This is a genomic window from Streptomyces sp. NPDC086835 (genome assembly GCF_044745705.1).
Lineage (GTDB): Bacteria > Actinomycetota > Actinomycetes > Streptomycetales > Streptomycetaceae > Streptomyces.
Genome location: NZ_JBIVAU010000002.1, coordinates 996159 through 1022216, shown reverse-complemented (window position 1 = coordinate 1022216; position 26058 = coordinate 996159). Strand labels below are relative to the sequence as shown.

The 26058-nt window shown below is 71.2% G+C and carries 15 protein-coding genes and 1 pseudogene; 9 read left to right on the top strand and 7 right to left on the bottom strand.

Annotation, left to right across the window (positions count from 1 at the left end; genetic code table 11):
• Window positions 1–3 precede the first annotated feature (3 nt).
• The 3 genes from ACIPJI_RS10765 to glgP all read right to left on the bottom strand — a co-directional run bounded on the left by ACIPJI_RS10765 (window position 4) and on the right by glgP (window position 6545).
• A complete protein-coding gene (locus ACIPJI_RS10765; protein WP_402245608.1) occupies window positions 4–1566 on the bottom strand; it encodes a VCBS repeat-containing protein in 1563 nt (520 codons plus the stop codon).
• Window positions 1567–1873: 307 nt separating this feature from the next.
• Window positions 1874–3442, bottom strand: coding sequence for an FG-GAP repeat domain-containing protein (locus tag ACIPJI_RS10760; RefSeq protein WP_402245606.1), 1569 nt, complete (start codon window positions 3440–3442; stop codon window positions 1874–1876).
• A 427-nt stretch (window positions 3443–3869) separates the two neighbouring features.
• Window positions 3870–6545 (bottom strand): alpha-glucan family phosphorylase, encoded by a 2676-nt coding sequence (gene glgP, locus ACIPJI_RS10755; protein WP_356621077.1) that lies wholly within the window; start codon window positions 6543–6545, stop codon window positions 3870–3872.
• A gap of 474 nt (window positions 6546–7019) precedes the next feature.
• Between glgP and ACIPJI_RS10750 the strand changes: the two genes are divergently transcribed.
• The 4 genes from ACIPJI_RS10750 (at window position 7020) to glgB (ending at window position 15405) form a co-directional block, all read left to right on the top strand.
• Window positions 7020–9017, top strand: a complete 1998-nt coding sequence (locus ACIPJI_RS10750; protein WP_402245604.1) for an alpha-1,4-glucan--maltose-1-phosphate maltosyltransferase — start codon at window positions 7020–7022, stop codon at window positions 9015–9017.
• Window positions 9014–10741 (top strand): maltose alpha-D-glucosyltransferase, encoded by a 1728-nt coding sequence (treS, locus tag ACIPJI_RS10745; protein ID WP_307708370.1) that lies wholly within the window; start codon window positions 9014–9016, stop codon window positions 10739–10741. Before ACIPJI_RS10750 ends, treS begins: the two co-directional genes overlap by 4 nt.
• 177 nt (window positions 10742–10918) lie before the next feature.
• Entirely contained in the window at window positions 10919–12295 is a 1377-nt protein-coding gene (locus ACIPJI_RS10740; RefSeq protein WP_402245602.1) for a maltokinase, read from the top strand.
• A gap of 50 nt (window positions 12296–12345) precedes the next feature.
• Window positions 12346–15405, top strand: coding sequence for a 1,4-alpha-glucan branching enzyme (gene glgB / locus ACIPJI_RS10735; RefSeq protein WP_402245600.1), 3060 nt, complete (start codon window positions 12346–12348; stop codon window positions 15403–15405).
• A gap of 105 nt (window positions 15406–15510) precedes the next feature.
• On the opposite strand, the gene ACIPJI_RS10730 is transcribed toward glgB, so the two are convergent.
• Window positions 15511–17760, bottom strand: coding sequence for a UvrD-helicase domain-containing protein (locus ACIPJI_RS10730; RefSeq protein WP_356621073.1), 2250 nt, complete (start codon window positions 17758–17760; stop codon window positions 15511–15513).
• 237 nt (window positions 17761–17997) lie between these two features.
• Here ACIPJI_RS10730 and ACIPJI_RS10725 point away from each other — a divergent pair.
• Both ACIPJI_RS10725 and ACIPJI_RS10720 read left to right on the top strand, forming a co-directional pair.
• Window positions 17998–18096 (top strand): annotated as a pseudogene (locus ACIPJI_RS10725) (response regulator transcription factor); the annotation flags it as partial.
• An 89-nt stretch (window positions 18097–18185) separates the two neighbouring features.
• Complete coding sequence (locus ACIPJI_RS10720; protein ID WP_402245598.1) at window positions 18186–19622, top strand: WGR domain-containing protein; 1437 nt, start codon at window positions 18186–18188, stop codon at window positions 19620–19622.
• 31 nt (window positions 19623–19653) lie between these two features.
• On the opposite strand, the gene trxA is transcribed toward ACIPJI_RS10720, so the two are convergent.
• The 3 genes from trxA to ACIPJI_RS10705 form a co-directional block, all read right to left on the bottom strand.
• Window positions 19654–19995 (bottom strand): thioredoxin, encoded by a 342-nt coding sequence (gene trxA, locus ACIPJI_RS10715; protein WP_356621071.1) that lies wholly within the window; start codon window positions 19993–19995, stop codon window positions 19654–19656.
• A 3-nt stretch (window positions 19996–19998) separates the two neighbouring features.
• Window positions 19999–20391, bottom strand: a complete 393-nt coding sequence (locus ACIPJI_RS10710) for a MerR family transcriptional regulator (protein ID WP_005311723.1) — start codon at window positions 20389–20391, stop codon at window positions 19999–20001.
• A 139-nt stretch (window positions 20392–20530) separates the two neighbouring features.
• Entirely contained in the window at window positions 20531–21904 is a 1374-nt protein-coding gene (locus ACIPJI_RS10705) for a cation:dicarboxylate symporter family transporter (RefSeq protein ID WP_307708363.1), read from the bottom strand.
• A gap of 127 nt (window positions 21905–22031) precedes the next feature.
• Here ACIPJI_RS10705 and ACIPJI_RS10700 point away from each other — a divergent pair, with 127 nt between their 5' ends.
• From ACIPJI_RS10700 to ACIPJI_RS10690, 3 genes are all read left to right on the top strand, one after another.
• Window positions 22032–23861, top strand: a complete 1830-nt coding sequence (locus tag ACIPJI_RS10700) for an ATP-binding protein (RefSeq protein WP_402245595.1) — start codon at window positions 22032–22034, stop codon at window positions 23859–23861.
• The gene (locus ACIPJI_RS10695) at window positions 23858–24538 is read left to right on the top strand and encodes a response regulator (RefSeq protein ID WP_402245593.1); all 681 of its coding nucleotides are present in this window, start codon (window positions 23858–23860) and stop codon (window positions 24536–24538) included. Before ACIPJI_RS10700 ends, ACIPJI_RS10695 begins: the two co-directional genes overlap by 4 nt.
• A gap of 154 nt (window positions 24539–24692) precedes the next feature.
• A complete protein-coding gene (locus ACIPJI_RS10690; protein WP_402245591.1) occupies window positions 24693–26051 on the top strand; it encodes an ABC transporter substrate-binding protein in 1359 nt (452 codons plus the stop codon).
• Window positions 26052–26058: the final 7 nt, after the last annotated feature.

Sequence of the window (26058 nt, the reverse complement as noted above, 5' to 3'; positions counted from 1 at the left end):
TCATCAGCGGACCGCCGCACCGAATGCGGTGTCGCCGGCGGGAATTCCGTCCCAGCCGGGCTTGAAGGTCTTCGTGGGGGCGCCGCCGACGGCCGTGCCCCACGGGAAGAGGTGCACGGCGTGGTCCACCGCCGGCCCGTACGGCATGCCGACGTAGAGTCCGCCGGGGCTCGCGGCCATGCTCAGGCCGGCGAACTGCTTGGCGGCCGGTTCACCGGGGATGCCCGAGCCCGGGTCGAGCCACGCGTCGGACGCTCCGGGCGCACCGACCAGGGGGACGATGTGGACGCCGCCCATCTCCTGGTGCTCCTCGGCCGACTCCTCACCGGGGACGCCGATGGCGAGCCGGGTGTTGGTGCCGGAACTGGTAGTGCTCGGCGCGGTGTTGACGGCCGCGAGGCGCTGGCCGAAGAAGTCGCCCGCGTCGCCCGCCTGCTCGACGTCGGCGGTGTTCTGCTCGATCCACATGTGTGTCGTGAACGAACCCGCGGCGGTGACGCGGAACACCTGGACCGCTCCGGCGTCGACCGTCGTGGAGAGGTCCTCGCCCGGCACACCGATGGCGAGGAGCGACTCCGTGGTCGAGGTCGCTCCTGCCGCGCGGTAGGGAACCATGGCGAGCGCCGTCCCGAAGCCGTCGCCCACCTCCTCGGCGCCCGCGACCGTGTCCTGGTCCTGGCCCAGTCCGAAGAGCGGCTTGGGGTGACCGGACGAGAGGGTGTGGCTGAAGACGGCCACTCCGCCGGCGAACGCCACCGTGCCGAGTGCCTCACCCGGTGTCCCGACGGCGAAGTGCGTGGGGGTGGTCGCGAGCGACGCGCCGAACCGGTCGTCGATCTCGGCGTCCCCGGGTACGGCGCCGCCGGTCTCGACGTTCTGGCTGATGACGCCGACGACGGTCTGCGCGGTCCCGTGGATGTAGACGAAGCCTCCGGCGTCCTCGACGGTGCCGATGGATTCGCCCGGCACTCCGGCGACGAGGTACGGCGACCCCGTGGACGTCTTGCCCGCGACGAGCGCGTATCCCAGCCAGTCGCCGGGCTCGGCGGCGCCGCCGATGGTGGTGCCCTCGCCCTGGAGGTGCTCCTTGGCGGCCTTTCCGCCGTTCAGGCCGGTGGCCGAGCCGTAGACGATGTGCACCATGCCGGCGTCGGCGTTGGTGGAGATGTCCTCGTACGGGGCGCCGACGGCCAGGTCGGCGCAGCCGTCCGCGTCGGCGTCGTAGACGGCGAGGGCGAATCCGTACTGGTCGTCCGGTTCCGCCCCGCCCGGGATTCCCGCGGTCTCCTGGGACAGTTCCAGGGCGCCCTTGCCGCCGCCGTAGACGATGTGGACCTTCCCCGCCCGGGGGACGGTGCCGACGGTCGCCTCCGGGTCGGCGATCGCCGTGTCCCGGATGCCGTCACCGTTGAAGTCCGACTCCACGCCGGAGCAGGCGGCGGCGACGGCCGCGGCGGGCGTCACCGGCCCGGCGCCCAGGGCCGAGGCGGTCAGGACGAGCGCGCCGGCGGCGAGCGCCGTCCGTCGTCGCGTGGTGCGTCGTGGCCGACGCGCTGGACTGGTCACTGCGTTGGTTCCTCCCCTTTGCTGCCGGCTGCTTGTGCCGGAAGTTCTCGGCGTCGGCGCCTGTGCGGCGCCCACGTGTGTCGAGGGGCCCGTCGGTCCGGGGGCGGAGCCGTTCACGGTGGGGCCGACGGCGGCTTCCGCGGACGGGCATACGTGACCGAGGGCACGCCAGACCGAGGGCACTGCCCTGTTGACAACTCCGCTACGACAGACAGCTCGTCGGTCCGGGGCGCACGAGGCCCACCGGCACGGCACGGCCTACCGGCGCCGTGGCCCCTCGGCCACGGCGCGGACCGGCCGCCTGCCGTCAGCTCAGGAACGCGCCGAACGCGACGCCGTCCACCGGGATTCCGCCCTCGCCGGGCCGCCAGCTCTGCGTGGGCGCACCGCCGCCCGGCGTGTTCCAGGGGAAGGCGTGGACGGCCCGGTTGGCGACGGGACCGTACGGGACTCCTACGTAGAGCGAGCCGGGGCTCGTGCCGAGGCCCATGCCCGTGAGCATGCGGGGCGCGCGGGCGGCGGGGATGCCGTTGCCGGGCGAGATCCAGCTGTCGCCGGCGCCGGGCGCTCCGAGCAGCGGCAGGATCTGCACGCCACCTTCCTCCGGGTATTCCTCGGAGGACTCCTCACCGGGCACGCCCACGGCGAGACGCATCGTGGCCGCGGTGCCGGTGGCGGTCGGGGCCGTGTTGACCGCGGCGAGACGCTGGCCGAAGAAGTCGCCGGCCTCGGCCTCGCCTTCCGTGTCGGGCTGGTTCTGGTCGATCCAGGTGATCGGCTGTACGGTGCCGTCCGCCTTGAGGTGGTACGTGTGCACGGCTCCGGCGTCGACGGTGGTCGCCAGGTCCTCACCGGGGACGCCGACCGCGAGGAGCGAATCGGAGTTCGAACTGGCGCCGGCGGGGCGGTAGGGCGCCATCGCCAGGGACGTGCCGTACTGGTCGCCGGCCTGTGCGGTGGTGTCACCGCTGCCGCTGCGCCCCTGGCCCATGCCGAACAGCGGGTCGGGGATGCCGGAGGTGTTGATCGAGGGCCGGAAGGCGATCACGGCGCCCGCGAACTCGACGTTCGCGGAGGTGGTGGCGATGGACTCGCCGGGTGCGCCGACGACGAAGTGGCGGTCGGTGGCGGCGATCGACGCGCCGAAGCGGTCGTTGGGCTCGGGGTCCTCCCAGACTCCGGTGCTGTCCTGGGCCACGTGCGCGACGTTGTAGGCGGTGCCGTAGACGTAGTGGAACATCCCCATGTCCTTGCCCTCGGCGCCGTCCTCGCCGGGCGCTCCGATCACGAGGAAGGGGATGTTGGTGGCCGACCTGCCCGCGGCGACGGCATATCCGACCCAGTCCTCCGGCTCGTAGCCCCCGCCGAGTTTGCCGTCGCTGCCCTGGCGGAAGCCGATGGTGCCGAGCCCGCCCGCGGCCAGGCCGGCCGGTGAGCCGTAGATCAGGTGGACCAGGCCCGCGTCCTTGACGGTGCGGTCGGTCAGGTTGATGTCCTCGAAGGGGATGCCGACGGCGAGGTCGCTGCAACCGTCGGAGTTGGCGTCGTAGACGGCGTAGGAGAAGCCGAACTGGTCGCCGGTCTCCGCCCCGTCGGACACGTTCGGCGAGTCCTGCGAGAGGGCGAACGTGCCCTTGCCGCCGCCGTAGACGATGTGGATCTGCCCGGCGCGCTCCTTGCCCGTGACCGTGGCCTCCGGGTCGGCGATCGCGACGTCGCGGATCCCGTCACCGTTGAAGTCGTGCTGCGCTCCGGCGCAGCCGGTGGCGGCGACCGCCTGGCTCAGCGGTGCCGCCCCCTGTCCCAGCAGGGTGACGGCGCAGGCGAGTGCCAGCGCCGTCACACCGCGGGTCGTTCGTGTGCCGATGTACGGCATAGTTCCCCCACCCCGCGCCGTGCCTCCGCGAGGAGCGGCGACGGCCTTTCGGTTGACCGGTCGTCGGGGCGTTCCCGGCGCATGGCCGGAGAGGCCCCCATGTGCTCCGGCAGACCGTGTTCGAACGTGGGGAAGCGTTTCCGCAGGGCCTCCCCGCCCCGCGGGCGCTTCGCCCGGTTCCCTGCCCCCACGATCCACGGAAGCGGAACGGGACTATGGCATGGTCACGTCGATCATCACAAGATCACATGTCCGACATGGAACCATCGGTCACGAACACAGGTTGGTCACAGGGCCTTTGATGAGGCGTCACGATTCCTTCACAAAGGGATACGTGCCGCGTAGCGGGAACAACGGCGTACGGCCGCCCCCACGGGAGCGGCCGTACCAAATCCCCGGACTCGCGGACTCGCCACGAATCAGCACATCAGCGCATCAGCACGCCCGCGTCCTCGCCCGCGGTCTCCGTCGGGACGGCGACGAGCCCGAGGTCCGAACCCGCCGGCAGCAGGCGGTGCGCCGGCAGGATGCGGACCGTGTAGCCGAACGGGCCCGTACGGTCCAGCGCGAGGGGCCCTTCGTACACCCAGCGTCCTTCGAGGTCCGGTCCGCTCGCCGGCTTCAGGGGGAAGCTCTGGGCGTCGCGGATGGCGTCGTCGGAGTCCACGCGGCCGGCGACCACCTGCACCTCGACGTCGTCCGGCTGGAGTTCGCCGAGCGCCGCCTGGACACGGAGCGTGAGGGTCGAGCCGAGACCGGCCGACGCCACCTGGCCCGCGGCAGCGTCCTGGTCGACGGCCTCCACATGGTCGACGGCCACCTGGCGCCAGGCGGAGCGCACCCTGGCCTTCCAGGCCGCGAGGTCCTGCGCGCTGGTGGCGTCCAGGGCGCGGTGGGCCCGCGCCGCCGGGGCGTACAGCCGCTCCACGTACTCGCGCACCATGCGGCCCGCGAGCACCTTCGGGCCGAGGGTCGTCAGGGTGCGACGGACCATCTCGATCCAGCGGTCGGGCAGCCCGCCGGTGCCCCGGTCGTAGAACCGCGGGGCGACCCGCTCCTCGATCAGCGAGTACAGCGCCGCCGCCTCGAGCTCGTCGCGGCGGTCCTCGTCGGTGGACGCGCCGTCGGCGGTGGGGATCGCCCAGCCGAAGTCCGGCTCGAACCACTCGTCCCACCAGCCGTCCAGGACCGAGAGGTTGAGGGCGCCGTTGAGCGCCGCCTTCATCCCGCTGGTGCCGCACGCCTCCAGGGGCCGCAGCGGGTTGTTCAGCCAGACGTCGCAGCCCGGGTAGAGCTTCTTCGCCATCGCCATCCCGTAGTCGGGCAGGAAGACGATGCGGTGGCGCACCCGCGGGTCGTCCGCGAAGCGCACCAGTTCCCGCACCAGCCGCTTGCCGCCGTCGTCCGCGGGGTGGGCCTTGCCGGCGACCACGATCTGGATCGGCTGGGTGGGGTGCAGCAGCAGCTCCGTCAGCCTCTCCCGGTCGCGGAGCATCAGGGTGAGCCGCTTGTAGGAGGGCACCCGGCGGGCGAAGCCGATGGTGAGCACGTCCGGGTCCAGCACCCCGTCGATCCAGCCGAGTTCGGCCGCGCCCGCGCCGCGCTGGCGCCAGGAGGCACGCAGCCGCTCCCGTACCTCCATGACCAACTGCTCGCGCAGGGACCTGCGCAGCTCCCAGATGTCGGCGTCCGGGATGTTCCCGACGGAGTCCCAGCGCCCGGAGCCGCCCACGGAGAGGGCGTCCTCCGCACGGCTGGTGCCGATCTGCCGGGCGCCGAGGCGGAACACCTCCGGTGCGACCCAGGTCGGGGCGTGGACACCGTTGGTGATGGAGGTGATGGGCACCTCCGCGGCGTCGAATCCCGGCCACAGTCCGGCGAACATGCTGCGGCTCACCGCGCCGTGCAGTTCGGAGACGCCGTTGGCGCGCTGGGCGAGCCGCAGTCCCATCACGGCCATGTTGAAGACCCCGGGCTCGCCGCCCGGATAGGTCTCCATGCCGAGCTGAAGCACCTTGTCGACGGGCACACCGGGCAGTTCCGCGCCCTCGGAGAAGTGGCGTGCGACAAGTTCGCGATCGAAACGGTCGATGCCGGCCGGCACGGGGGTGTGGGTGGTGAAGACCGTCCCTGCCCGCACGGCCTCCAGCGCCGCGTCGAAGCCGAGGCCGCTGCCGCCGTGCTCGGGCGGCTCGCCCAGTTCGCGGATGCGTTCGAGGCCGAGGAAGCCGGCGTGGCCCTCGTTGGTGTGGAACACCTCAGGCGCGGGACGGTCGGTGAGCCGGCAGTAGGCGCGGACCGCCCGCACTCCGCCGATGCCCAGCAGCATCTCCTGCAGCAGCCGGTGCTCGCTGCCGCCGCCGTACAGCCGGTCGGTGACGTCGCGGGCGCCCGGCCCGTTCTCCTCGATGTCGGAGTCGAGCATCAGCAGCGGTACCCGGCCGACCTGCGCGACCCAGATGTGCGCGTGCAACGACCGGCCACCGGGGAGGGCGAGGGACACCCGGGCCGGGGTGCCGTCCACCTCGCGCAGCAGGCTCACCGGCAGCTCGTTCGGGTCGAGCACGGGGTAGTGCTCCTGCTGCCAGCCGTCACGGGACAGGGACTGGCGGAAGTAGCCGTGCCGGTAGAGCAGGCCGACCCCGATCAGCGGTACGCCGAGGTCACTGGCGGCCTTGAGGTGGTCGCCGGCGAGGATGCCGAGGCCGCCGGAGTACTGCGGCAGTGCGGCGGTGACGCCGAACTCGGGTGAGAAGTAGGCGATGGCGGTGGGGAACGCGGGAGTGTCGGGGCCGACGTCGCCGCCGTTGGACTGGTACCACCTGCGGCCGTGCAGATAGTCGTCCAGGTCGTCGGCCGCTGCGGCGAGTCTGCGCAGGAAGCGCCGGTCTTTGGCCAGTTCGGCCATACGGGTGGCGGACACGTTCCCGAGGAGTCGTACGGGATCGCCGCCGACGGCCCGCCACCCCTCGGGATCGACGGTCCGGAAGAGCTCTCGGGTCTCGGTGTGCCAGGACCAGCGCAGATTGCGTGCGAGGTCGCTGAGCGGCCCGAGCGGTTCGGGGAGGACGGGGCGGACGGTGAATCGACGAATGGCCTTCACAAGTTCACCTTCGCAGGGGAGGTACACATCCGAGCGGACGCAGGACGGTGCGTCCTTTTCCGTCATTTCCGACGGTATCGGTCCGCGCCCTCCGTAACCACGGCGCACGGGTGTCGCACCGGCGCGTTGGCGCACCCGGCGCGTAAACGGCCGTCAGAAAAGTCCGGTTCCCGATCCATGACAGGCCGGTCTCTTTTCATGTGTCTTGTGCGACCCCGTACGTCCTAGTAGTTAACACATCACCGGATTGCCCACCCGAAGGGCGTGGGAAGGCTCACCCGGTACGCAGGCGAGCACCCTCGAACGGCCTCCCTACCGTCCACCCGAGTGAACGCGGACAGGAGCGGACATGCCCGCAGCCCGCCAGTCACCGTTTCAGCAGATACAAATAAAACTCAGTCAAATGAGACCCACTCCGCACAAACGAGACATCCCGCTCGATCCGACCTGCCCGCACAGCCCTCAGGTGATGTTGTGAACTCGCTCATCGGTCGCATCCCCGTCCTGGACGTCCGCCCACTCGTCGACTGCGGCAGAAGGCCCGCGAAGGCCGTGGCGGGTGAGACCTTCCAGGTCACCGCCACGGTCTTCCGCGAGGGCCATGACGCAGTCGCCGCCAACGTCGTGCTGCACGACCCGAAGGGCCGCCCCGGTCCGTTCACCCCCATGCGGGAACTCGCCCCCGGCACCGACCGGTGGGGAGCGGAGGTCACCCCCTCCACGGAAGGCCACTGGACGTACACCGTCGAGTCCTGGAGCGATCCCGTCGCCACATGGCGCCACCACGCCGGCATCAAGATCCCTGCCGGGATCGACACCGAACTGGTCCTGGCCGAAGGGGCGGAACTGTACGAGCGCGCCGCGGCCGGGGTCCCGAAGAAGGACGGAAGGGAGGCCGTGCTCGCCGCCGCCGACGCGCTGCGCGACACGGCCAGGCCCGCGGCGGCCCGGCTCGCCGCCGCGTTCGCGCCCGACGCGGAAGCCGCCCTCTCCCGCCATCCGCTGCGCGAGCTGGTCAGCTCCTCACCGCCGTTGCCGCTCCAGGTGGAACGCCGGCGGGCGCTCTACGGCTCCTGGTACGAGCTGTTCCCGCGTTCGGAGGGCGCGGTCGTCGAAGAGGGCCGGCCGCCCGTCTCCGGCACCTTCCGCACCGCCGCCGAACGGCTGCCCGCCGTCGCCGCGATGGGCTTCGACGTGGTGTACCTGCCGCCGATCCACCCCATCGGGACCACCCACCGCAAGGGCCCCGACAACTCGCTGACCGCCGGTCCCCACGACGTCGGCGTGCCCTGGGCGATCGGCTCCGCTTTCGGCGGGCACGACGCGATCCACCCGGACCTCGGCACGCTCGCCGACTTCGACCACTTCGTGACGGCCGCCCGTTCGCTGCGCATGGAGGTCGCACTCGACTTCGCCCTCCAGTGCTCCCCCGACCATCCTTGGGTCAAGGAACACCCCGAGTGGTTCCACCACCGGGCCGACGGCTCCATCGCGTACGCGGAGAACCCGCCGAAGAAGTACCAGGACATCTACCCCATCGCGTTCGACGCGGACATGAAGGGCCTGGTCCGCGAGACGGTCCGGGTGCTGCGCTTCTGGATGGACCACGGGGTGCGGATCTTCCGTGTCGACAACCCGCACACCAAACCGGTCGTCTTCTGGGAGAAGGTGATCGGGGAGATCAACGGCAAGGACCCGGACGTCATCTTCCTGGCGGAGGCGTTCACCAGGCCGGCGATGATGCGCACCCTGGGCGCGATCGGCTTCCAGCAGTCGTACACGTACTTCACCTGGCGCAACACCAAGCACGAGCTCACCGAGTACGTCACCGAGCTGGCCGGGGACTCGGCCGCCTTCATGCGGCCGAACTTCTTCGTGAACACCCCCGACATCCTGCACGCCTACCTTCAGGAGGGCGGCCGGCCCGCCTACGAGGTGCGGGCCGTGCTGGCCGCGACGATGTCCCCGTCCTGGGGCCTCTACGCGGGCTACGAGCTCTGCGAGAACGTCCCGCTCAAGGTCGGCAGCGAGGAGTACCGGCATTCGGAGAAGTACCAACTGCGCCCCCGCGACTGGGAATCGGCCGAGCGTGAGGGCCGCACGATCTCACCGCTGATCACCACGCTCAACCGGATCAGGCGCCGCCATCCGGCGCTCCAGCAGCTGCGTGACATCCACTTCCACCACATCGACAACGACCGGATGATCGCCTACTCCAAACGGTCCGGTTCCGATGTCGTCCTGGTCGTGGCGAACCTCGACCCCCACCACACCCAGGAGGCCACGGTCTCGTTGGACATGCCGCAACTCGGTCTCGAAGGGGACGAGACCGTACCGGTGCGCGACGAGCTCACCGGCGAGACCTATCACTGGGGCAGGGCCAACTATGTGCGCCTCGAGCCGGGTACCGCGCCCGCGCACATTCTCACCCTGCGACCGTCCCAGCAGACCGGAGGGTCACCCACATCATGATCGTGAATGAGCCTGTCCACGACACGTTCGAGGACACCCCCGCACGCGACCGCGACCCCGACTGGTTCAAGCGGGCCGTCTTCTACGAGGTCCTGGTCCGCTCCTTCCAGGACAGCAACGGCGACGGCGTCGGCGACCTGAAGGGCATCACCGCCAAACTGGACTATCTGCAGTGGCTGGGCGTGGACTGCCTGTGGCTGCCGCCGTTCTTCAAGTCCCCCTTGCGGGACGGCGGTTACGACGTCGCCGACTACACCTCCGTGCTCCCCGAGTTCGGTGACCTGGCCGACTTCGTGGAGTTCGTCGACGCGGCCCACCAGCGCGGAATGCGCGTCATCATCGACTTCGTCATGAACCACACCAGCGACCAGCACCCGTGGTTCCTCCAGTCGCGCAGCGACCCGGACGGCCCGTACGGCGACTACTACGTCTGGGCCGACGACGACAAGCAGTACCAGGACGCGCGGATCATCTTCGTCGACACCGAGTCGTCGAACTGGACCTTCGACCCGGTGCGCAAGCAGTACTACTGGCACCGGTTCTTCTCCCATCAGCCGGACCTCAACTACGAGAACCCGGCCGTGCAGGAGGAGATCATCTCCGCGCTGCGGTTCTGGCTCGACCTCGGCATCGACGGGTTCCGGCTGGACGCGGTGCCGTACCTCTACCAGGAGGAGGGCACCAACTGCGAGAACCTGCCGCGCACCCACTCCTTCCTCAAGCGGGTGCGCAAGGAGATCGACGCGCACTACCCGGACACGGTGCTGCTGGCGGAGGCGAACCAGTGGCCGGAGGACGTCGTCGACTACTTCGGCGACTACACCGCCGGTGGCGACGAGTGCCACATGGCGTTCCACTTCCCCGTGATGCCGCGGATCTTCATGGCGGTGCGGCGCGAGTCCCGCTACCCGGTCTCGGAAATCCTCGCCAAGACGCCGGCCATCCCGAAGAACTGCCAGTGGGGCATCTTCCTGCGCAACCACGACGAGCTCACGCTCGAGATGGTCACGGACGAAGAACGCGACTACATGTACGCCGAGTACGCCAAGGACCCGCGCATGCGGGCCAACATCGGCATCCGTCGGCGGCTCGCGCCCCTGCTCGAGAACGACCGCAACCAGATCGAGCTGTTCACCGCGCTGCTGCTGTCGCTGCCCGGCTCACCGATCCTCTACTACGGGGACGAGATCGGGATGGGCGACAACATCTGGCTCGGCGACCGGGACGCCGTGCGCACCCCGATGCAGTGGACCCCGGACCGCAACGCGGGCTTCTCGTCGTGCGATCCGGGACGGCTCTACCTGCCCACCATCATGGACCCGGTCTACGGCTACCAGGTCACCAACGTCGAGGCGTCGATGTCGTCGCCCTCCTCGCTGCTGCACTGGACCCGGCGGATGATCGAGATCCGTAAGCAGAATCCGGCCTTCGGGCTCGGTTCGTATACGGAACTCCCCTCCTCGAACCCGGCCGTACTCGCCTTCTTGAGGGAGGCGCCCTCCAAGGAAGAAGGAGGAGACGACCTGGTCCTGTGCGTCCACAACTTCTCGCGGTTCGCGCAGCCGACGGAGCTCGATCTGCGGACCTTCAGTGGACGCCATCCGGTGGAACTCATCGGCGGAGTGCGGTTCCCGCCGATCGGCCAGTGGCCGTACCTGCTGACCCTGGCAGGCCACGGCTTCTACTGGTTCCGCCTCCGCAAGGACGCGAAGAGCGCAGCCTGACGTGTCCGCGAGGGGGACAGAACCGGTCCGAAAGGCGCCCCCTACTCCGGCGGGGCGGTTTCCACCGCCCCGCTTCGGGCACTCCCCCCTCATCCCCGCGCGCCGCCGGACAGCCACAGCTGCAATCCGGGACACTTTGCGCATTCGTGGTGTACCCGGGGAAAGGACGCGATGCCCATGTCGGAGGCTGCATCCACCCGGACTCCGCTCGGTCTGCTTCCCTCGCTCGCCCCACTGCTGCGCCAATGGCTGCCCGAACAGCGATGGTTCGCGGGCAAGGGGTGCGCGGTCGGAGGCTTCTCACTCGTCTCCGCGACGGAGCTGCTGCCCCTGAACGGGCCCGGCCCCGGGCTGCTGCACCTGCTTGTGCGGGTCACGCAGCGGGACGTGCCCGTGCGGTCGTCCGCAGACTGCTACCAACTGCTCATCGGCGTGCGCCGGACCCTGCCGCCGCCGATGGCACCCGCGTTGATCGGCCATCTCACCGACGGACCGCTCGCCGGGCGGACCGTCTACGAGGGGACCCGCGACCCACGGCTCGCCGCGCTCCTGCTCGAACGGCTGCGCACACCGGGCCTGCTCGGGCCGCTGCGCTTCGAGCGGTTCGACGGCGCGCCCGCTCTGCCGGACCAGCTGCCCGCACGGCCGCTGGACGCCGAACAGTCCAACTCGTCGCTGGTCTACGGCGACGCGTACATCCTCAAGCTGTTCCGCCGTATCCACCCGGGGCCGAACCCCGACCTCGAGCTGCCGCTCGCTCTCGCACGGGCGGGCTGCGAACGGGTGCCCGCACCCGTCGCCTGGTACGGGACGAGCGCGCCGGAACCTTTCACCCTGGGCGTTCTCCAGCCGTTCCTGCCGGGCTCCCGCGACGGCTGGGTGCTCGCGCTGGAGGCACTGGCCGCCGACCGCTCCTTCCAGAGCGAGGCCCGCGAGCTGGGCCGGGTGACCGCCGAGGTGCACACCGCGCTCGCCGACACCCTGCCCACGGTGAAGCTCGGCGGCCCGCAGACCGAGCGGCTGGCGGCGGCGATGGTCCGGCGGCTGGAGACGGCCGCGCAGTCGGTGCCCGCGCTGGTGCCGTACGTGCCGCGGCTGCGCGCCGCCTTCGACGCGGTGGCCACGCTCGGCGGTCGCGGGCGCACCTGGGCCGCCCAACGGGTGCACGGGGACCTGCATCTCGGCCAGATACTGCGAGGCCCGAAGGACACCCCCTGGTCGGTCATCGACTTCGAGGGCGAACCGGCCAGGCCGCTCACCGAACGGTGCCGTCCGCAGCCCGCCGTACGCGATGTGGCGGGCATGCTCCGCTCCTTCGACTACGCGGCCCGTACGCATCGCCCCTGGAACCCCGCGTGGGCGGAGCGGTGCCGTGCGGCGTACTGCGACGGCTACGCCGAAGCCGGCGGCGACGACCCGCGCGAGGAGCCCGAACTGCTCCGCGCCTACGAGACCGACAAGGCCGTCTACGAAGTCGTCTACGAGGCCAGACACCGGCCGGACTGGCTGCCCGTGCCGATGGCCGCGATCGAACGCCTCGCCGCACTCGACTGACCTCACCGCTTCCCCCACCGACGCATCTGCCGCCCTAGGAGGCCGAATCCGTGACCGCCCGACCGTCGTCCCGCAAGCCCTCGGGACCGGAAGTCCCGCACCAGCCGACCGAGACGCACAGCGCAGAGACCGGACCCGCCGGGCCGGCCGAGCCGGGCGCGGTGCGCGGCACGGAGAGGACGAGGTCCGGCTCCGGCCGTGCCCGTGGTTCCGCGACCGCCCCCGTCACGCCGCCCGCCGGTGACGAGCCGTCCGTGACCGGGACACCGCAGCCGGCCGCGGCCGACTCCACCGCCCCGGAGGGCTCCGTGCCCGCCGGGAACGAGGCGGCGGGCACGGCCGACGCCGGGGCCGGCTCCGTGCCACCAGGCACCGGGGCGCGCCCGGCCCGCTCCGGCGGTAGGAAGGCCGCACGCGCGAACACCGCCGAAGCGGCGGAGCCGGACGCGGCGGCCGGGTCCGGGACCGTCACCGCCGAGGCGGAAGCGGCCGTACCCCAGCCGGCCGGCTCGAGCGGGACCGCGGCCCGGCCCGCACGGGCGGCGCGTGCCCGGGCCGGCGCCACCAAGGCGGCGGGAGCCGGGACCGCACCGGCCGGGGCCGCCCGCGCCAGGGCGGGCACCACCCGCACGAAGAGCACCCGGACCGGCGGCACGAGCACCGACGTTCCCGCCGCCGACGCTCCCGCAGCGACTCCGGCCGCGGCGGCCGGGACAGCTGCCACAGGGGCCGGAGCTCCCGGCGGCGCGTCCGGGACGACACCGGGGGCCACCACCGGGGCGGCCGGTGCCCGGTCGGCGGCCGCCGGTTCCGGCGCCGCGTCCGCCGACCAGGGCGGGTCCGCGTCCGGCCCCGGCAAGGCGGCCCGTGCCAAGCCGGCCGGCGCCCCCCGGCCGCGCGACGGACGTGGGGTCCGCACGGCGAAGCCGCTCGGCGACGACGACCGTGGCCGGCTCCTCAGCGGCAGCCACCACGACCCGCACGCCCTGCTCGGCGCCCACTCGGTGCGCGGCGGAGTCGAGCTGCGCGTGCTGCGTCCCCACGCCCTGTCCGTGACCGTCCTCGCCAAGGGCCTGCGCACCGAGCTGAACAACGACGGCGACGGCCTCTTCTCCGGCGTCCTCCCCCAGCGGACGACCCCCGACTACCGGCTGCTCGTCACCTACGAGGGCCACGAGGACGGCTTCGAGGTCGAGGACCCGTACCGCTTCCTTCCCGCGCTCGGCGAGCTCGATCTGCATCTGATCGGCGAGGGCAGGCACGAGGAGCTGTGGAGGGCGCTGGGCGCGCATCCGATGACGCACCAGGGCGTCACCGGCACCCGGTTCACCGTCTGGGCGCCGAACGCGCGGGGCGTCCGTGTGGTCGGCGACTTCAATTTCTGGGACGGTTCCGGCTTCCCCATGCGCTCGCTCGGCGCGACCGGCGTGTGGGAGCTGTTCCTGCCCGGCATCGGCGAGGGCGCTCTCTACAAGTTCGAGATCATGCGCCCGGACGGCTCGTACACCCAGCGGGCCGACCCGATGGCCCGGCGCACGGAGGTGCCGCCCGCCAACGCGTCGATCGTGACCGAGTCGCACCACGAGTGGGGTGACCAGGAGTGGATGACGCGCCGCGGCGAGGTGCCCGTCCACGAGGCGCCGCTGTCCATCTACGAGGTGCATCTTCCGTCGTGGCGACCGGGACTGACCTACCGCCAGCTCGCGGTGCAGCTCCCCAAGTACGTGAAGGACCTCGGCTTCACGCATGTGGAGTTCATGCCGGTCGCCGAGCATCCCTTCGGCGGCTCCTGGGGCTACCAGGTCACCGGCTTCTACGCGCCGACGTCGCGCATGGGCACCCCTGACGACTTCAGGTACCTGGTGGACAGCCTGCACCGGGCGGGCATCGGCGTGTTGGTGGACTGGGTGCCCGCGCACTTCCCGCGGGACGACTGGGCGCTGGCCGAGTTCGACGGACGCCCCTTGTACGAGCACAGCGACCCGGCGCGGGCGGCGCACCCCGACTGGGGCACCCTCGAGTTCGACTACGGGCGCAAGGAGGTCCGCAACTTCCTGGTGGCCAACGCGACGTACTGGTGCGAGGAGTTCCACATCGACGGCCTGCGGGTCGACGCGGTCGCCTCGATGCTCTACCTCGACTACTCCCGCGAGGACGGCGAATGGTCGCCGAACGTCCACGGCGGCAGGGAGAACCTGGACGCGGTCGCCTTCCTCCAGGAGATGAACGCGACCGTGTACCGCCGCTGCCCCGGCGTGGTCACCGTCGCGGAGGAGTCCACCGCCTGGGACGGCGTCACCCGGGCCACCCACCACGTGGGCCACGACGGCTTCGGCGGGCTCGGCTTCGGCCTGAAGTGGAACATGGGCTGGATGCACGACTCGCTGGGCTACGTCGAGCACGAACCGGTGCACCGCAAGTTCCACCACAACGAGATGACGTTCTCGATGGTCTACGCCTACAGCGAGAACTACGTCCTGCCGATCTCGCACGACGAGGTCGTGCACGGCAAGCGGGCCCTGGTGAGCAAGATGCCCGGCGACTGGTGGCAGCAGCGGGCCAACCACCGCGCCTATCTGGGCTTCATGTGGGCCCACCCCGGCAAGCAGCTCCTGTTCATGGGGCAGGAGTTCGCCCAGGGCGCCGAGTGGTCCGAGGGCCACGGCCCCGACTGGTGGCTCCTCGACCCGTCCTACGCGGCGGAGCCCGACCACCGCGGTGTGCGTGACCTCGTGCGCGAGCTGAACACCGTGTACGGCAAGGCTCCCGCGCTGTGGCAGCGGGACACCGTGCCGGAGGGCTTCGCATGGGTGGACGGCGGGGCGTGGGAGGACAACGTCTTCGCCTTCCTGCGTTTCGACAAGCACGGCTCGCCGCTGCTCGCGGTGAGCAACTTCTCGCCGGTGGTGCGGCACGGCTACCGGCTGGGCGTACCGGAGACGGTCACCGCCTGGGCGGAGATCCTCAACACCGACGAGGAGCGCTTCGGTGGCTCCGGCGTCCTCAACGCGGACCCGATGAAGGCGGAGCAGGTGGAGTCCCACGGCCGCCGTACCTCGATCGCCCCGACCCTGCCGCCACTGGCGACGGTCTGGTTCCGGCCGGCCTGAGCCCCGCCGGAGCAGACCGCGACGGCCGCGGTCACCTTCACGGTGACCGCGGCCGTCGCGCGTTCCTGGCGACCGCTCCCGCTCGTCCGCGACGTCAGCGGCGGCTCAGGCCGCTTCGGTCCCGCGCCGGCCGCTGGTGCGCACCACTCCCAGTCGCTGCGTCGCCCTGGTGTACGCCACGTACAGGTCGTTCACACCCTGCGCGGAAGCGGAACGGATCAGGTCCGGTTCCGCCACGATCACGGTGTCGAACTCCAGGCCCTTGGCGGCCCTCGGGTCGAGCAGGACCACGGGCCGCGTCAGATCCGGCTCGCCCGTGGCGGACACGTCCGGAACCGCCTCCGCGATCGCGGCGTGCAGAGCGGCGGGGGCGATCACCGCGATCCGGCCCTCGCGCGGCGCGTCGGCGACCCGGGCGGCGACGGTGGTGGCGAGCTCGGCCGGGTCCACGGTCACCTCCCACGGTTCGACCCCGGTCGAGCGCACCGAACGCGGTGGTTCGAACGCCGGGTCCTTGCTGCGCCGCACCTCGGCGGCGAGAGCCATGATCTCCGCCGGCGTCCGGTAGTTGACGCCCAGCCGGGTGTGCTCGAAGCGGTCGCCGACGTACGGCTCGAGGATCTCCTGCCACGACTCGCAGCCGGCCGCGTCGCCGGTCTGCGCGGGGTCGCCGACCAGCGTCATCGACCGGGTGGGGCAGCGACGCATCAGCAGCCGCCACGCCATCTGCGAGAGCTCCTGCGCCTCGTCGACGATGATGTGCCCGAACGCCCAGGTCCGATCGGCGGCGGCCCGTTCCGCGGCGCTGCGGTGGTCCGCCTCCTCCTGGCGTTCGGCCATCCGCTCGGCGTCGATGATGTCGTGCGCGGCGAGGATCTCCGATTCCTCGTCGTCCTTGTCCTCGAACTCGTACGTCCGTGAGGCGTAGGAGACTTCGAGCACGCCCTGCGCGTAGGCGATCTGCCGTGCGCGCTCGGCCTCGGCACGGGCGAGGGCCGCGGAGTCGTCCTCGCCGAGGAGTTCGGCGGCCTCGTCCAGCAACGGCACGTCGGCAGGGGTCCACGGGCCCGTGGCGCGTCTGAGGAGTGCGGCCTCCTCAGCCGGCAGATGGACCGGCTCCGCGAGGAAGTCCGCCAGGAACTCCTGCGGCGTGAGCGGCGGCCACAGCGTGGCGATCGCGGCGTGGACGTCGGAGCTTGCGGCGATGGCCTTGCCGAGCTGCGCGATGTCGTCGGGGCCGAGGAAGTTGGGTCCTCCGTACGGGTCGGCGCCGATGCGGTCCGCGAGCTGGGTCGTCAGGTCGTCGATGATCCGGAACACGAAGTGGGGGCGGGCGAGATTGTGCGGCAGCCCCGTCTCGCGGGCCTTGTGCCGTGCCTCGACGGCCATGCCCCAGTCGATGACGAGATCGCCGTCGTCGTGCGGCACGACGAGCGGCTCGTCCTTGTCGGGCACCCGCTGCCGGTCGCGTACCGCCTCCGCCAGCACGTCCGCCATGTCCGCGCGGCCCTTGACGGCCGCGGCGGCGGGGCTGTCGGTGCCGGTGGCGTGCACACCGGGGAAGAGCTCACCGACCGTCGACAGCAGCACACCGGTCTCGCCGAGCGAGGGCAGCACCTCCCCGATGTAGCCGAGAAAGGCAGGATTCGGTCCGACGATCAGTACGGCGCGCTTGGAGAGCTGTTCCCGGTGCGCGTACAGCAGATAGGCGGCCCGATGGAGGGCAACCGCGGTCTTGCCCGTTCCCGGTCCGCCCTCCACGACGAGGACACCGCGCTGCGGGGCGCGGATGATCCGGTCCTGCTCGGCCTGGATGGTCGACACGATGTCGCCCATCCGCCCGGTGCGGGCGCTGCCCAGCGCGGCGAGCAGCACCTCGTCGGCGTCGTGGGACTCGTAGCCGGTGCGGGTGGTATCGGCGAGGTCCATGATCTCGTCGTGCAGCGCGGTGACCATGCGCCCCTGCGTGGTGATGTGCCGCCGACGGCGCAGTCCCATCGGCTCGTGACCGGTGGCGAGGTAGAACGGGCGCGCGACGGGGGCCCGCCAGTCGATCAGCAAAGGAGTGCGTTCCGCGTCGTCACGGCGGATTCCGGTGCGCCCGATGTGATGGGTGACTCCGTCGCGCCGGTCGATGCGGCCGAATACCAGACCGGTGTCGGCGGCATTCAGGGCCGCCAGCGACGCCGAATGCTCGATGACGCCGATGTCCCGCTCGACCCGCGCCTGCCTGCCCGTCCCCACCTGCGCGATCGTGGCGTTCAGGGCGGCTTCGGCCTCGTCGCGGAGCTGGTCGAGCCGCTCGTGCACGAGAGAGACGAATTGCTGTTCCCGCCGCAATTCCTCGGTTGACAATTCAGCTCCTGACGCGGTAAGGTACGTTTATTGAACTTCTCCGTCCGGTGATGAATCCCTTGGACGGAAACAATAAATATACCCAGGAAAATGCCCCGGCCGTCAATTCGGTCGGGTTTTTTGTTGCCGCCGCCGGAGCGGCAGGCGGCTCAGGGCAAGCCCCAGGAGCAGCACCGCGTACGCGCCCGGCGCAGTGCTCCGGGCCCACCACGGAAGCGGGAAGATCCGGCGGAGGGGACCGTCACCGTCGGCCGCTTGCGCCGCAAGCTGGGCAGCCCGCCGGTCGTCACGACGACGCCCGGGGTGGGCTTTCGCATCGCCGAGGCTCCACGGGCCCCCGGCTGTCAGTGGTGGGCCATAGCGTTCTGGGCAGTGGGAGCGGGCGGTGCACGAACCGCCGGTTCGGTCCTGGGGAGGGGTCTGCCATGTCTGCAACGACGTACCTGGAGCTGTCACAGGACGGCGGAGGCGCGCACAAGTTCTACGAGGTCACCGTGGAGGGGACGGTCGTCTCGGTGCGCTACGGCCGGATCGGCGCCGCCGGCCAGCTCCAGACCTCCACCTTCCCCACCGGCGAGAAGGCACAGGCCGCCGCAGCGAGGAAGATCGGCGAGAAGGTCCGCAAAGGCTACGCGCCCGCCGTTCAAGGGCAGCGCTCGGCACGGCCGGTGACCCGCCGTCAGGTCACGTCGGCGCCGTCCACGGCCCGTTCGACCGCCCCGGTGCTCTGGCGGTTCCGCACGGGTTCGTCGGCGTTCGGCATCCACATCGACGAGGACCGCTGCTGGGTCGGCAACCAGGCGGGCGACGTGTACACCCTCAGCCACACCGGCGAGGTGCTCGCCCGCTACTCGCTGCCGGACGGCGTCAAGTGCCTGGTGGCGGACGACTTCTGGATCTACGCCGGCTGCGACGACGGCAAGGTGTACGACCTGTCGTCGAAGCTGCCCTTCGCCGCCTACGACATCGCCGCGGACGTCGACATCTTCTGGCTCGACATCCGGGAGGGCGTCCTCAACGTCTCCGCCGCCGACGGAGGACTGACCGTCATCGACCACGAGGACGAGTACCAGTGGTCGCGCCGGTCCGCGGGCGACCAGGCGTGGATGGTCCGCGCGGACGAGCACGCGGTCTACCACGGCCACCGCCGCGGAGTCACTGCGTACGCACCCGACGGGGGCCGGGAGCTGTGGCACACCCCGACGCAGGGCGGCGTGCTCTTCGGCTGGCAGGAGGACACCTCGGTGTACGCCGGCACCGCCAGGAACGTGGTGCAAAGGCTCGGCAAGCACACCGGCGTCGTCGAGGCGACCTACCGGTGCGACACCGCCGTCTACTCGTGCGCGGCCTCGCCCGACGGACGCCATGTCTTCGCCGGTGACTCCTCCTCGTCCGTGTACTGCTTCGACGCCGACGGCACCCGCCTGTGGAAGCTGGGCACCGGCGGCGGTTCCGCGCTGTCGATGCAGTACCGGGACGAGAAGCTCTACATGGTCACCACCGACGGCTCGCTGGTGTGCATGGACGCCGACGAGAGTGCCGTCGGCGCCGCCCAGCGCGGCACGGTGCCCGTCGCGAGGGACGTGAAGTCCGCGGCCGCGCTCCCCACGTACACGCCTCCGGCGTCGCTGTCGGCGGTGGCGACGGTCTCCGAGCCGCCGAGCACGGGCGTCGTGGTCGAGTGCGTGCGCACCGGCGGCAAGCTCCGCGTCCACGTCGTCTCGAACGGCTTCGAGCCTTCGTGGAACGTGCAGTTCCCGCGCGGCATACGTGAGGCCGGAGCGCGGTACGTGGTGGACGCGCTGCACCCCGCGCAGGGCGGCTTCTACCGCGTGCGGGGTGAGATCCGCCGCCTCGTCTGAGGCACCGCCGCCGCTGCCACCGCCGGCGCCGTCATCCCCGGACGAGCACGTCCTCCAGCTCCTGGAGAAGCCGGCGCTTGGGCCGCGCGCCGACCATGGACTTCACGGGCTCGCCCCCGTCGAAGACCATCAGCGTCGGCATCGACAGCACGCCGTAGCGGATCACCGTCTCCGGATTGGTGTCGGCGTCGATCTGCAGCACCTTCAGCCGCCCGGCCTCCTCGCGGGCGACCGCGCTCAGCACGGGTGCGAGCTGACGGCACGGACCGCACCAGTCCGCGGTGAATTCCACGAGGACCGGACGGTCCGCGCCGAGCACCTCGGTCTCGAAATCCGTGTCCGTCACCGCGGCCACGCCCTCTGCCTGGATCATTCGTCAGCCTCCGAATTCGCATTGTGGGTCCGGGCCTTCGGGCAACTGCGCCTCTGCCCGCAGCAACTGCTCACCGACCTGCGCCCGCACCGACCGCAGTTGCTCGATCAGCGTGTCCAGCTCGGCGAGCTTGGCCCGGTAGACGGCGAGCGAGGCGGGGCAGGAGTCACCGGCCGGATGGCCGGCGCGCAGGCACTCGACGAACGGCCTCGTCTCCTCGAGGCCGAACCCGAAGTCCTGAAGGGTCCTGATCTGCCGGACCAGCCGCAGGTCGCCCTCGTCGTACGTGCGGTAGCCGTTCACCGCGCGCCGTGCGGGCAGCAGCCCGCGGGACTCGTAGTAGCGCAGGGTCCGGGTGGTGGTGCCGGCCCGCTCCGCAAGCTCGCCGATTCGCATGCCGGAGACCGTAATCCTTGACGCCGACGTCAAGGCAACGCCTGTCGTACGACGACCGCCGGAAACGGAAAGCGGCGTGTGCCGGACCCAAGGGGGGAAGAGGGTCCGGCACACGCCTGGAAGGAAGGTCCGCGGGTGGTCAGACCTTCACAGGCTCACGCTCGTCGTCCCGCGGGGCCGGGACGTCCGAGTGGCCGCTGTCGCCGTGCGGCGCGTGGTCGTCGACGAGGGTCTTCTCGTCGAAGGGGACCTTGCCGGCCAGCACCTGGGCGGCCCGCTCCTTGTCGATCTCCTTCGTCCACGTGCCGACCAGGACCGTCGCCACCGCGTTGCCGGCGAAGTTCGTCAGGGCGCGCGCCTCGCTCATGAAGCGGTCGATGCCGACGATCAGGCCGACGCCGTCGACCAGCTCGGGCCGGTGCGACTGCAGGCCGCCGGCCAGCGTGGCGAGACCCGCTCCGGTGACGCCCGCGGCGCCCTTCGAGGCGATGATCATGAAGACCAGCAGCGAGATCTGCTCGGAGGCGCTCAGCGGCGCGCCCGTCGCGTTGGCGATGAACAGCGACGCCATCGTCAGGTAGATCGCGGTGCCGTCGAGGTTGAAGGAGTAGCCGGTCGGGACGGTGATGCCGACCACCGGCTTGCTCACGCCCATGTGCTCCATCTTCGCGATGAGACGCGGCAGCGCGGACTCGGAGGACGAGGTGGAGAGGATCAGCAGGAACTCGCGGCCCAGGTACTTCAGCAGCGTGAAGAGGTTCATCCCGGCGATCAGGCGGAGCAGCAGGCCCAGCACCACGAAGACGAACACGGCGCAGGTGACGTAGAAGCCGATCATGATGACGGCGAGCGACTTGAGGGCGTCCAGACCGGTCTCGCCGACGACCGCGGCAATGGCACCGAAGGCGCCGACGGGCGCGGCCCACATGATCATGGCGAGGATGCGGAAGACCAGGCGCTGGATGTGTCCGATGCCGCGCAGCACGGGCTCGCCGGCCGACCCCATGGCCTGCAGCGCGAAGCCCGCGAGCAGCGCGACGAGCAGCGTCTGCAGCACCTCGCCCTCGGTGAAGGCGGAGACCAGAGTGGTGGGGATGATGCCGAGCAGGAAGTCGGTGGTGCTCTCGCTCGCGCCGGAGGCCTGCTTGGCGCCGGCCTCACGGGCGGCGTCGGTGAGGTGCAGGCCGGCGCCCGGGTCGAGCAGGTTGCCGACGAGCAGACCGATGGCGAGGGCGACGGTCGACATGACGAGGAAGTAGCCGAGCGCCAGACCGCCGACGGCGCCGACCTTGGCGGCCTTGCGGACCGAGCCGATGCCCAGCACGATCGTGCAGAAGATCACCGGCGAGATCATCATCTTGATGAGGTTCACGAACCCGGTGCCGATGGGCTTGAGCTCGACGGCGACCCCAGGGGCGGCGAAACCGACGATGATGCCCAGCACCACCGCGCCGATGACTGCCAGATACAGATAATGGGTACGGTCCCGCTTGCCTGCGGCTGTAGTGGCCACGGGGTGCCTCCTCGTTCGAATGTTCGTCCACGTCCCGATGGATCTCAGCGACTATCCATCAGGCTGTGACACCGGTCACCCTTGCGTTCGTTTCGTTCATACAAATCCGGCCAGGCAGACTGGCGGCATGCGCATCCCCCGTCCCCGCAGCCTGGCGGCCCAGCTCTTCGCGATGCAGGTCGTGCTGGTCGCCGCGATCGTGGCCGGCTGCGCGCTCTTCGCCTACCTCACCGACCGGTCGCAGGCAGAGGACAGCGCGCGCCTGCAGTCCCGGGCCACCGCGGCCGCTGCCGCGCGCTCCCCCTCGGTCTCGGAGGCCGTACGGTCGAAGGACCCGTCGGCGTTCCTCCAGCCGTACGCGGAGGGCCTGCGCAAGGACGCCGGCGTGGACTTCGTCGTGATCATGGATCCCCAGGGGCGGCGCTGGACGCATCCCGAGCCGGACCGGATCGGACGTACGTATCTCGGCCACATCGAGCCGGCGCTGGACGGCCGGGTCTACAGCGAGCAGTACGTCGGGACGCTCGGCCTGTCGGTGCGCACGGTGGCCCCGGTGTACGACGGCGGGCGGGTCGTCGCCATCGTCAGCGCGGGCATCACCGTCGAAGAGATCACCGAGCAGGTGCGCGACCAGGTCACGGCGCTGCTCGCCATGGCCGGTGCGGCGCTGGTGCTCGGCGGGGCCGGCACGTATGTCATCAACGCCCGGCTGCGGCGGCACACCCACGGGATGAACGCGGCGGAGCTCGGCCGCATGCACGACTACCACGAGGCCGCACTGCACGCCGTGCGCGAAGGCCTCGTCATGCTCGACGGCGGCCGCAGGATCGCGCTCGCCAACGACGGGGCGCGTGAGCTGCTCGGGCTCGGCGAGGACGCCGTGGGCCGCCATGTCGCGGACCTCGGCCTCCCGCGGCCGCTCACCGGAGCGCTGCTGGCCTCTGAGCCGCGCGTGGACGAGCTCCATCTCTCCGCGGACCGGGTCGTCGTCGTCAACAGCCGGCCGGTGGTGGGCGGGGAGCAGCGCGGCACCGTCGTCACCCTGCGCGACCACACCGAGCTCCAGGCCCTCTCCGGTGAACTGGACTCCGAGCGGGGCTTCACCCAGGCCCTGCGGTCCCAGGCACACGAGGCCGCCAACCGGCTCCACACGGTCGTGTCGCTGATCGAACTCGGCCGGGCGGACGAGGCGATCGTCTTCGCCACGGCCGAGCTGGAGCTGGCCCAGGCCCTCACCGACCGCGTCGTCGACGCGGTCGGTGAACCGGTGCTGGCGGCGCTGCTGCTCGGCAAGGCGGCACAGGCCAACGAGCGCGGCGTGGAACTGGTCCTCGCGGAGGACAGCCGCATCGACGACGGTGTCATCCCGCGCTCGCTCCCGTCGCGCGACCTGGTGACGATCCTGGGCAACCTGATCGACAATGCTGTCGACGCGGCGTCGGAGACGGGCACGGGCCCCCGTCCCGTCTCAGTGGCCGTGCCGGGCCCGCCCGCGCCCGTCGACACCACGGCCGTGCCGGACCCGGCGGTGGCGCTGCCCGCCTCCCGCACGGCGGGCGAACCGCCCGCCCACGGCACGGACGCACAAGGCCCGCACGCACCTGTCACGCCGTCCCACCCCGGGGCCGCGCCGCCCGTCGGCAGCGCCCCGGTCGACAGCGTGGGAGCGCCGCCGCCCCGCGCCGTACGCGCGCGCGTGACTGTGACCGCCCGGGTCGAGGGCGGTGAGCTGCTGCTGCGCGTCGGTGACACCGGGGCCGGTGTCGACCCCGACGACGCCGCCGAGGTGTTCCGGCGCGGCTGGTCCACCCACGGCGCGGGCCGCGGCCTCGGTCTCGCGCTCGTGCAGCAGGCGGTGCACCGCGGCCGTGGCACCATCGTGCTGGCCCAGGGCCCGGACGGCGGCGCGGAGTTCACCGTGCGGCTGCCGCTGCATCCCGCGGAGGTGCCTGCGTGACGATCAGAGTTCTCGTGGTCGAGGACGACCCCGTCGCCGCCGACGCGCACGCCCTCTACGTAGGACGGGTCGCCGGGTTCAAGGTCGCCGGTATCGCCCATTCACGGGCCGAGGCCGTACGCGCCCTGGAGCGCACCGACGTGGACCTGCTGCTGCTGGACCTGTATCTGCCCGACGGTCACGGTCTGGCGCTCGTACGGTCGCTGCGCGCGGCCGGCCACTCCGCCGACGTCATCGCCGTCACCTCCGCCCGCGATCTGGCGATCGTCCGCGAGGGGGTGTCGCTCGGGGTCGTGCAGTACGTCCTCAAGCCGTTCACGTTCGCCACCCTCCGCGACCGGCTCACCCGCTACGCGGAGTTCCGCGCCTCCGCCGGCGAGGCGAGCGGCCAGGACGAGGTGGACCGGGCGCTCGCGACCCTGCGCACGCCCCGTGTCACCACGTCCCTCCCCAAGGGCCTCAGCGGTCCCACCCTGGAGGCGGTCACGCGGACCCTGCGCGAGTCGGCGGAAGGGCTCACCGCCACGGAGGCGGCCGCGGCCGTCGGCATCTCGCGGATCACCGCTCGCCGCTATCTGGAGCACCTCGTCGGCGCCGGCCGGGCCGCTCGCGCCCCTCAGTACGGGCAGATCGGCCGCCCGGAGCTCCAGTACCGCTGGATCAGCACCGTCCGCTGATCCGTCAAGTCGCTTGTTCTGCACGGGGATTGCTTTTGTCAACTGACCGGTCATACGGTCACCGGGCAGCAGCCCACGCGCCCCGCAGCACGCTTGCGGCAGCAAGCGGACCGCAGTCCTGCCCGGCGCCCCCGGCTCCGAGGAGGTCGTGCCCGTGCGCCCCACCGCCCCACTGGCCCTCACCATCGCTGTCACTGCCCTCGCGGCGACGCTCACCGCCTGCGGCAGCGGGTCCGGCGACGACCCGGACACCGTGGAGGTCGTCTACAACCGGTCCACGGACAACAAGATCCGTTTCAAGGACGCCTACCTGGAGGCGGCGAAGCGGCAGTTCGAGAAGGAGAATCCGGGCAAGAAGGTCAAGCTCGTCCCGATCCAGGCCCCGGACAACGACTACGCCACCAAGGCCCAGCAGATGATGCGTTCCCCGAAGACCGCGCCGGACCTGGTCTACGAGGACACCTTCCGCATCAACTCCGACATCAAGGCCGGGTACCTGAAGCCGCTCGACGACCAGCTCGCCGGCTGGGACCAGTGGGATCAGTTCGTCGACACGGCGAAGGCCGCCGCCAAGGCCGAGGACGGAAAGACGTACGGCGTCCCGGACGGCACGGACACCCGGGGCCTGTGGTTCAACAAGGAGATCTTCGCGAAGGCGGGCCTGCCGGCCGACTGGGAGCCGAAGAACTGGGCGGAGATCCTCGACGCCGCCCGCACCGTCAAGGAGAAGGTCCCCGGCGTCGTCCCGCTCAACGTCTACACCGGCAAGGGGCCCGGCGAGGCGGCCGTCATGCAGGGCTTCGAGATGCTGCTGTACGGCACGGGCGAGGACCCGCTCTACGATTCGGCCGCCAGGAAGTGGGTGACCGGAGGACAGGGCTTCAAGGACGCCCTCGACTTCGTCGGCACGGTCTACAAGGAGAAGCTCGGACCGGACGTATCCGACGCGCTCGACCCCAATGTGGGCACCCGCGTCGCCACCGAGTGGTTCCCGGAGGGGAAGCTCGCGATCTCGCTCGACGGTTCGTGGATGGGCCAGAACTGGATCAACAAGGGCCCCAAGGAGTGGCCCGAGTGGAGCGAGAAGCTCGGCCAGGCGCCGATGCCCACCCAGCACGGCCAGGCGCCGGGCAAGGTGTCGATGTCGGGCGGCTGGGCCTGGTCGATCCCGGCGAAGGCCGAGAACCCCGACCTCGCCTTCGAGTTCGTGAAGACGCTGCAGACCAGGCAGAACGCGACGAAGTGGTGCGTCGTCGGCGCGCAGATCGCCGTGCGCGAGGATGTGGCGGCCGATCCGCGTTATCTGCGGTCCATGCCGGGCATCGAGTTCTTCACCGGCCTCGTGCAGTACACGCACTACCGGCCGGCGCTGCCGGTGTATCCGCAGGTCTCGACGGCGATCGGCGAGGCGATGGAGCAGGTGACCACCGGGGACTCCTCGGCGGCGGAAGCGGCGAAGGCGTACGACGAACAACTGAAGACCATCACCGACGGCGCCGTCGTCGCCAAGTGAGCGACCG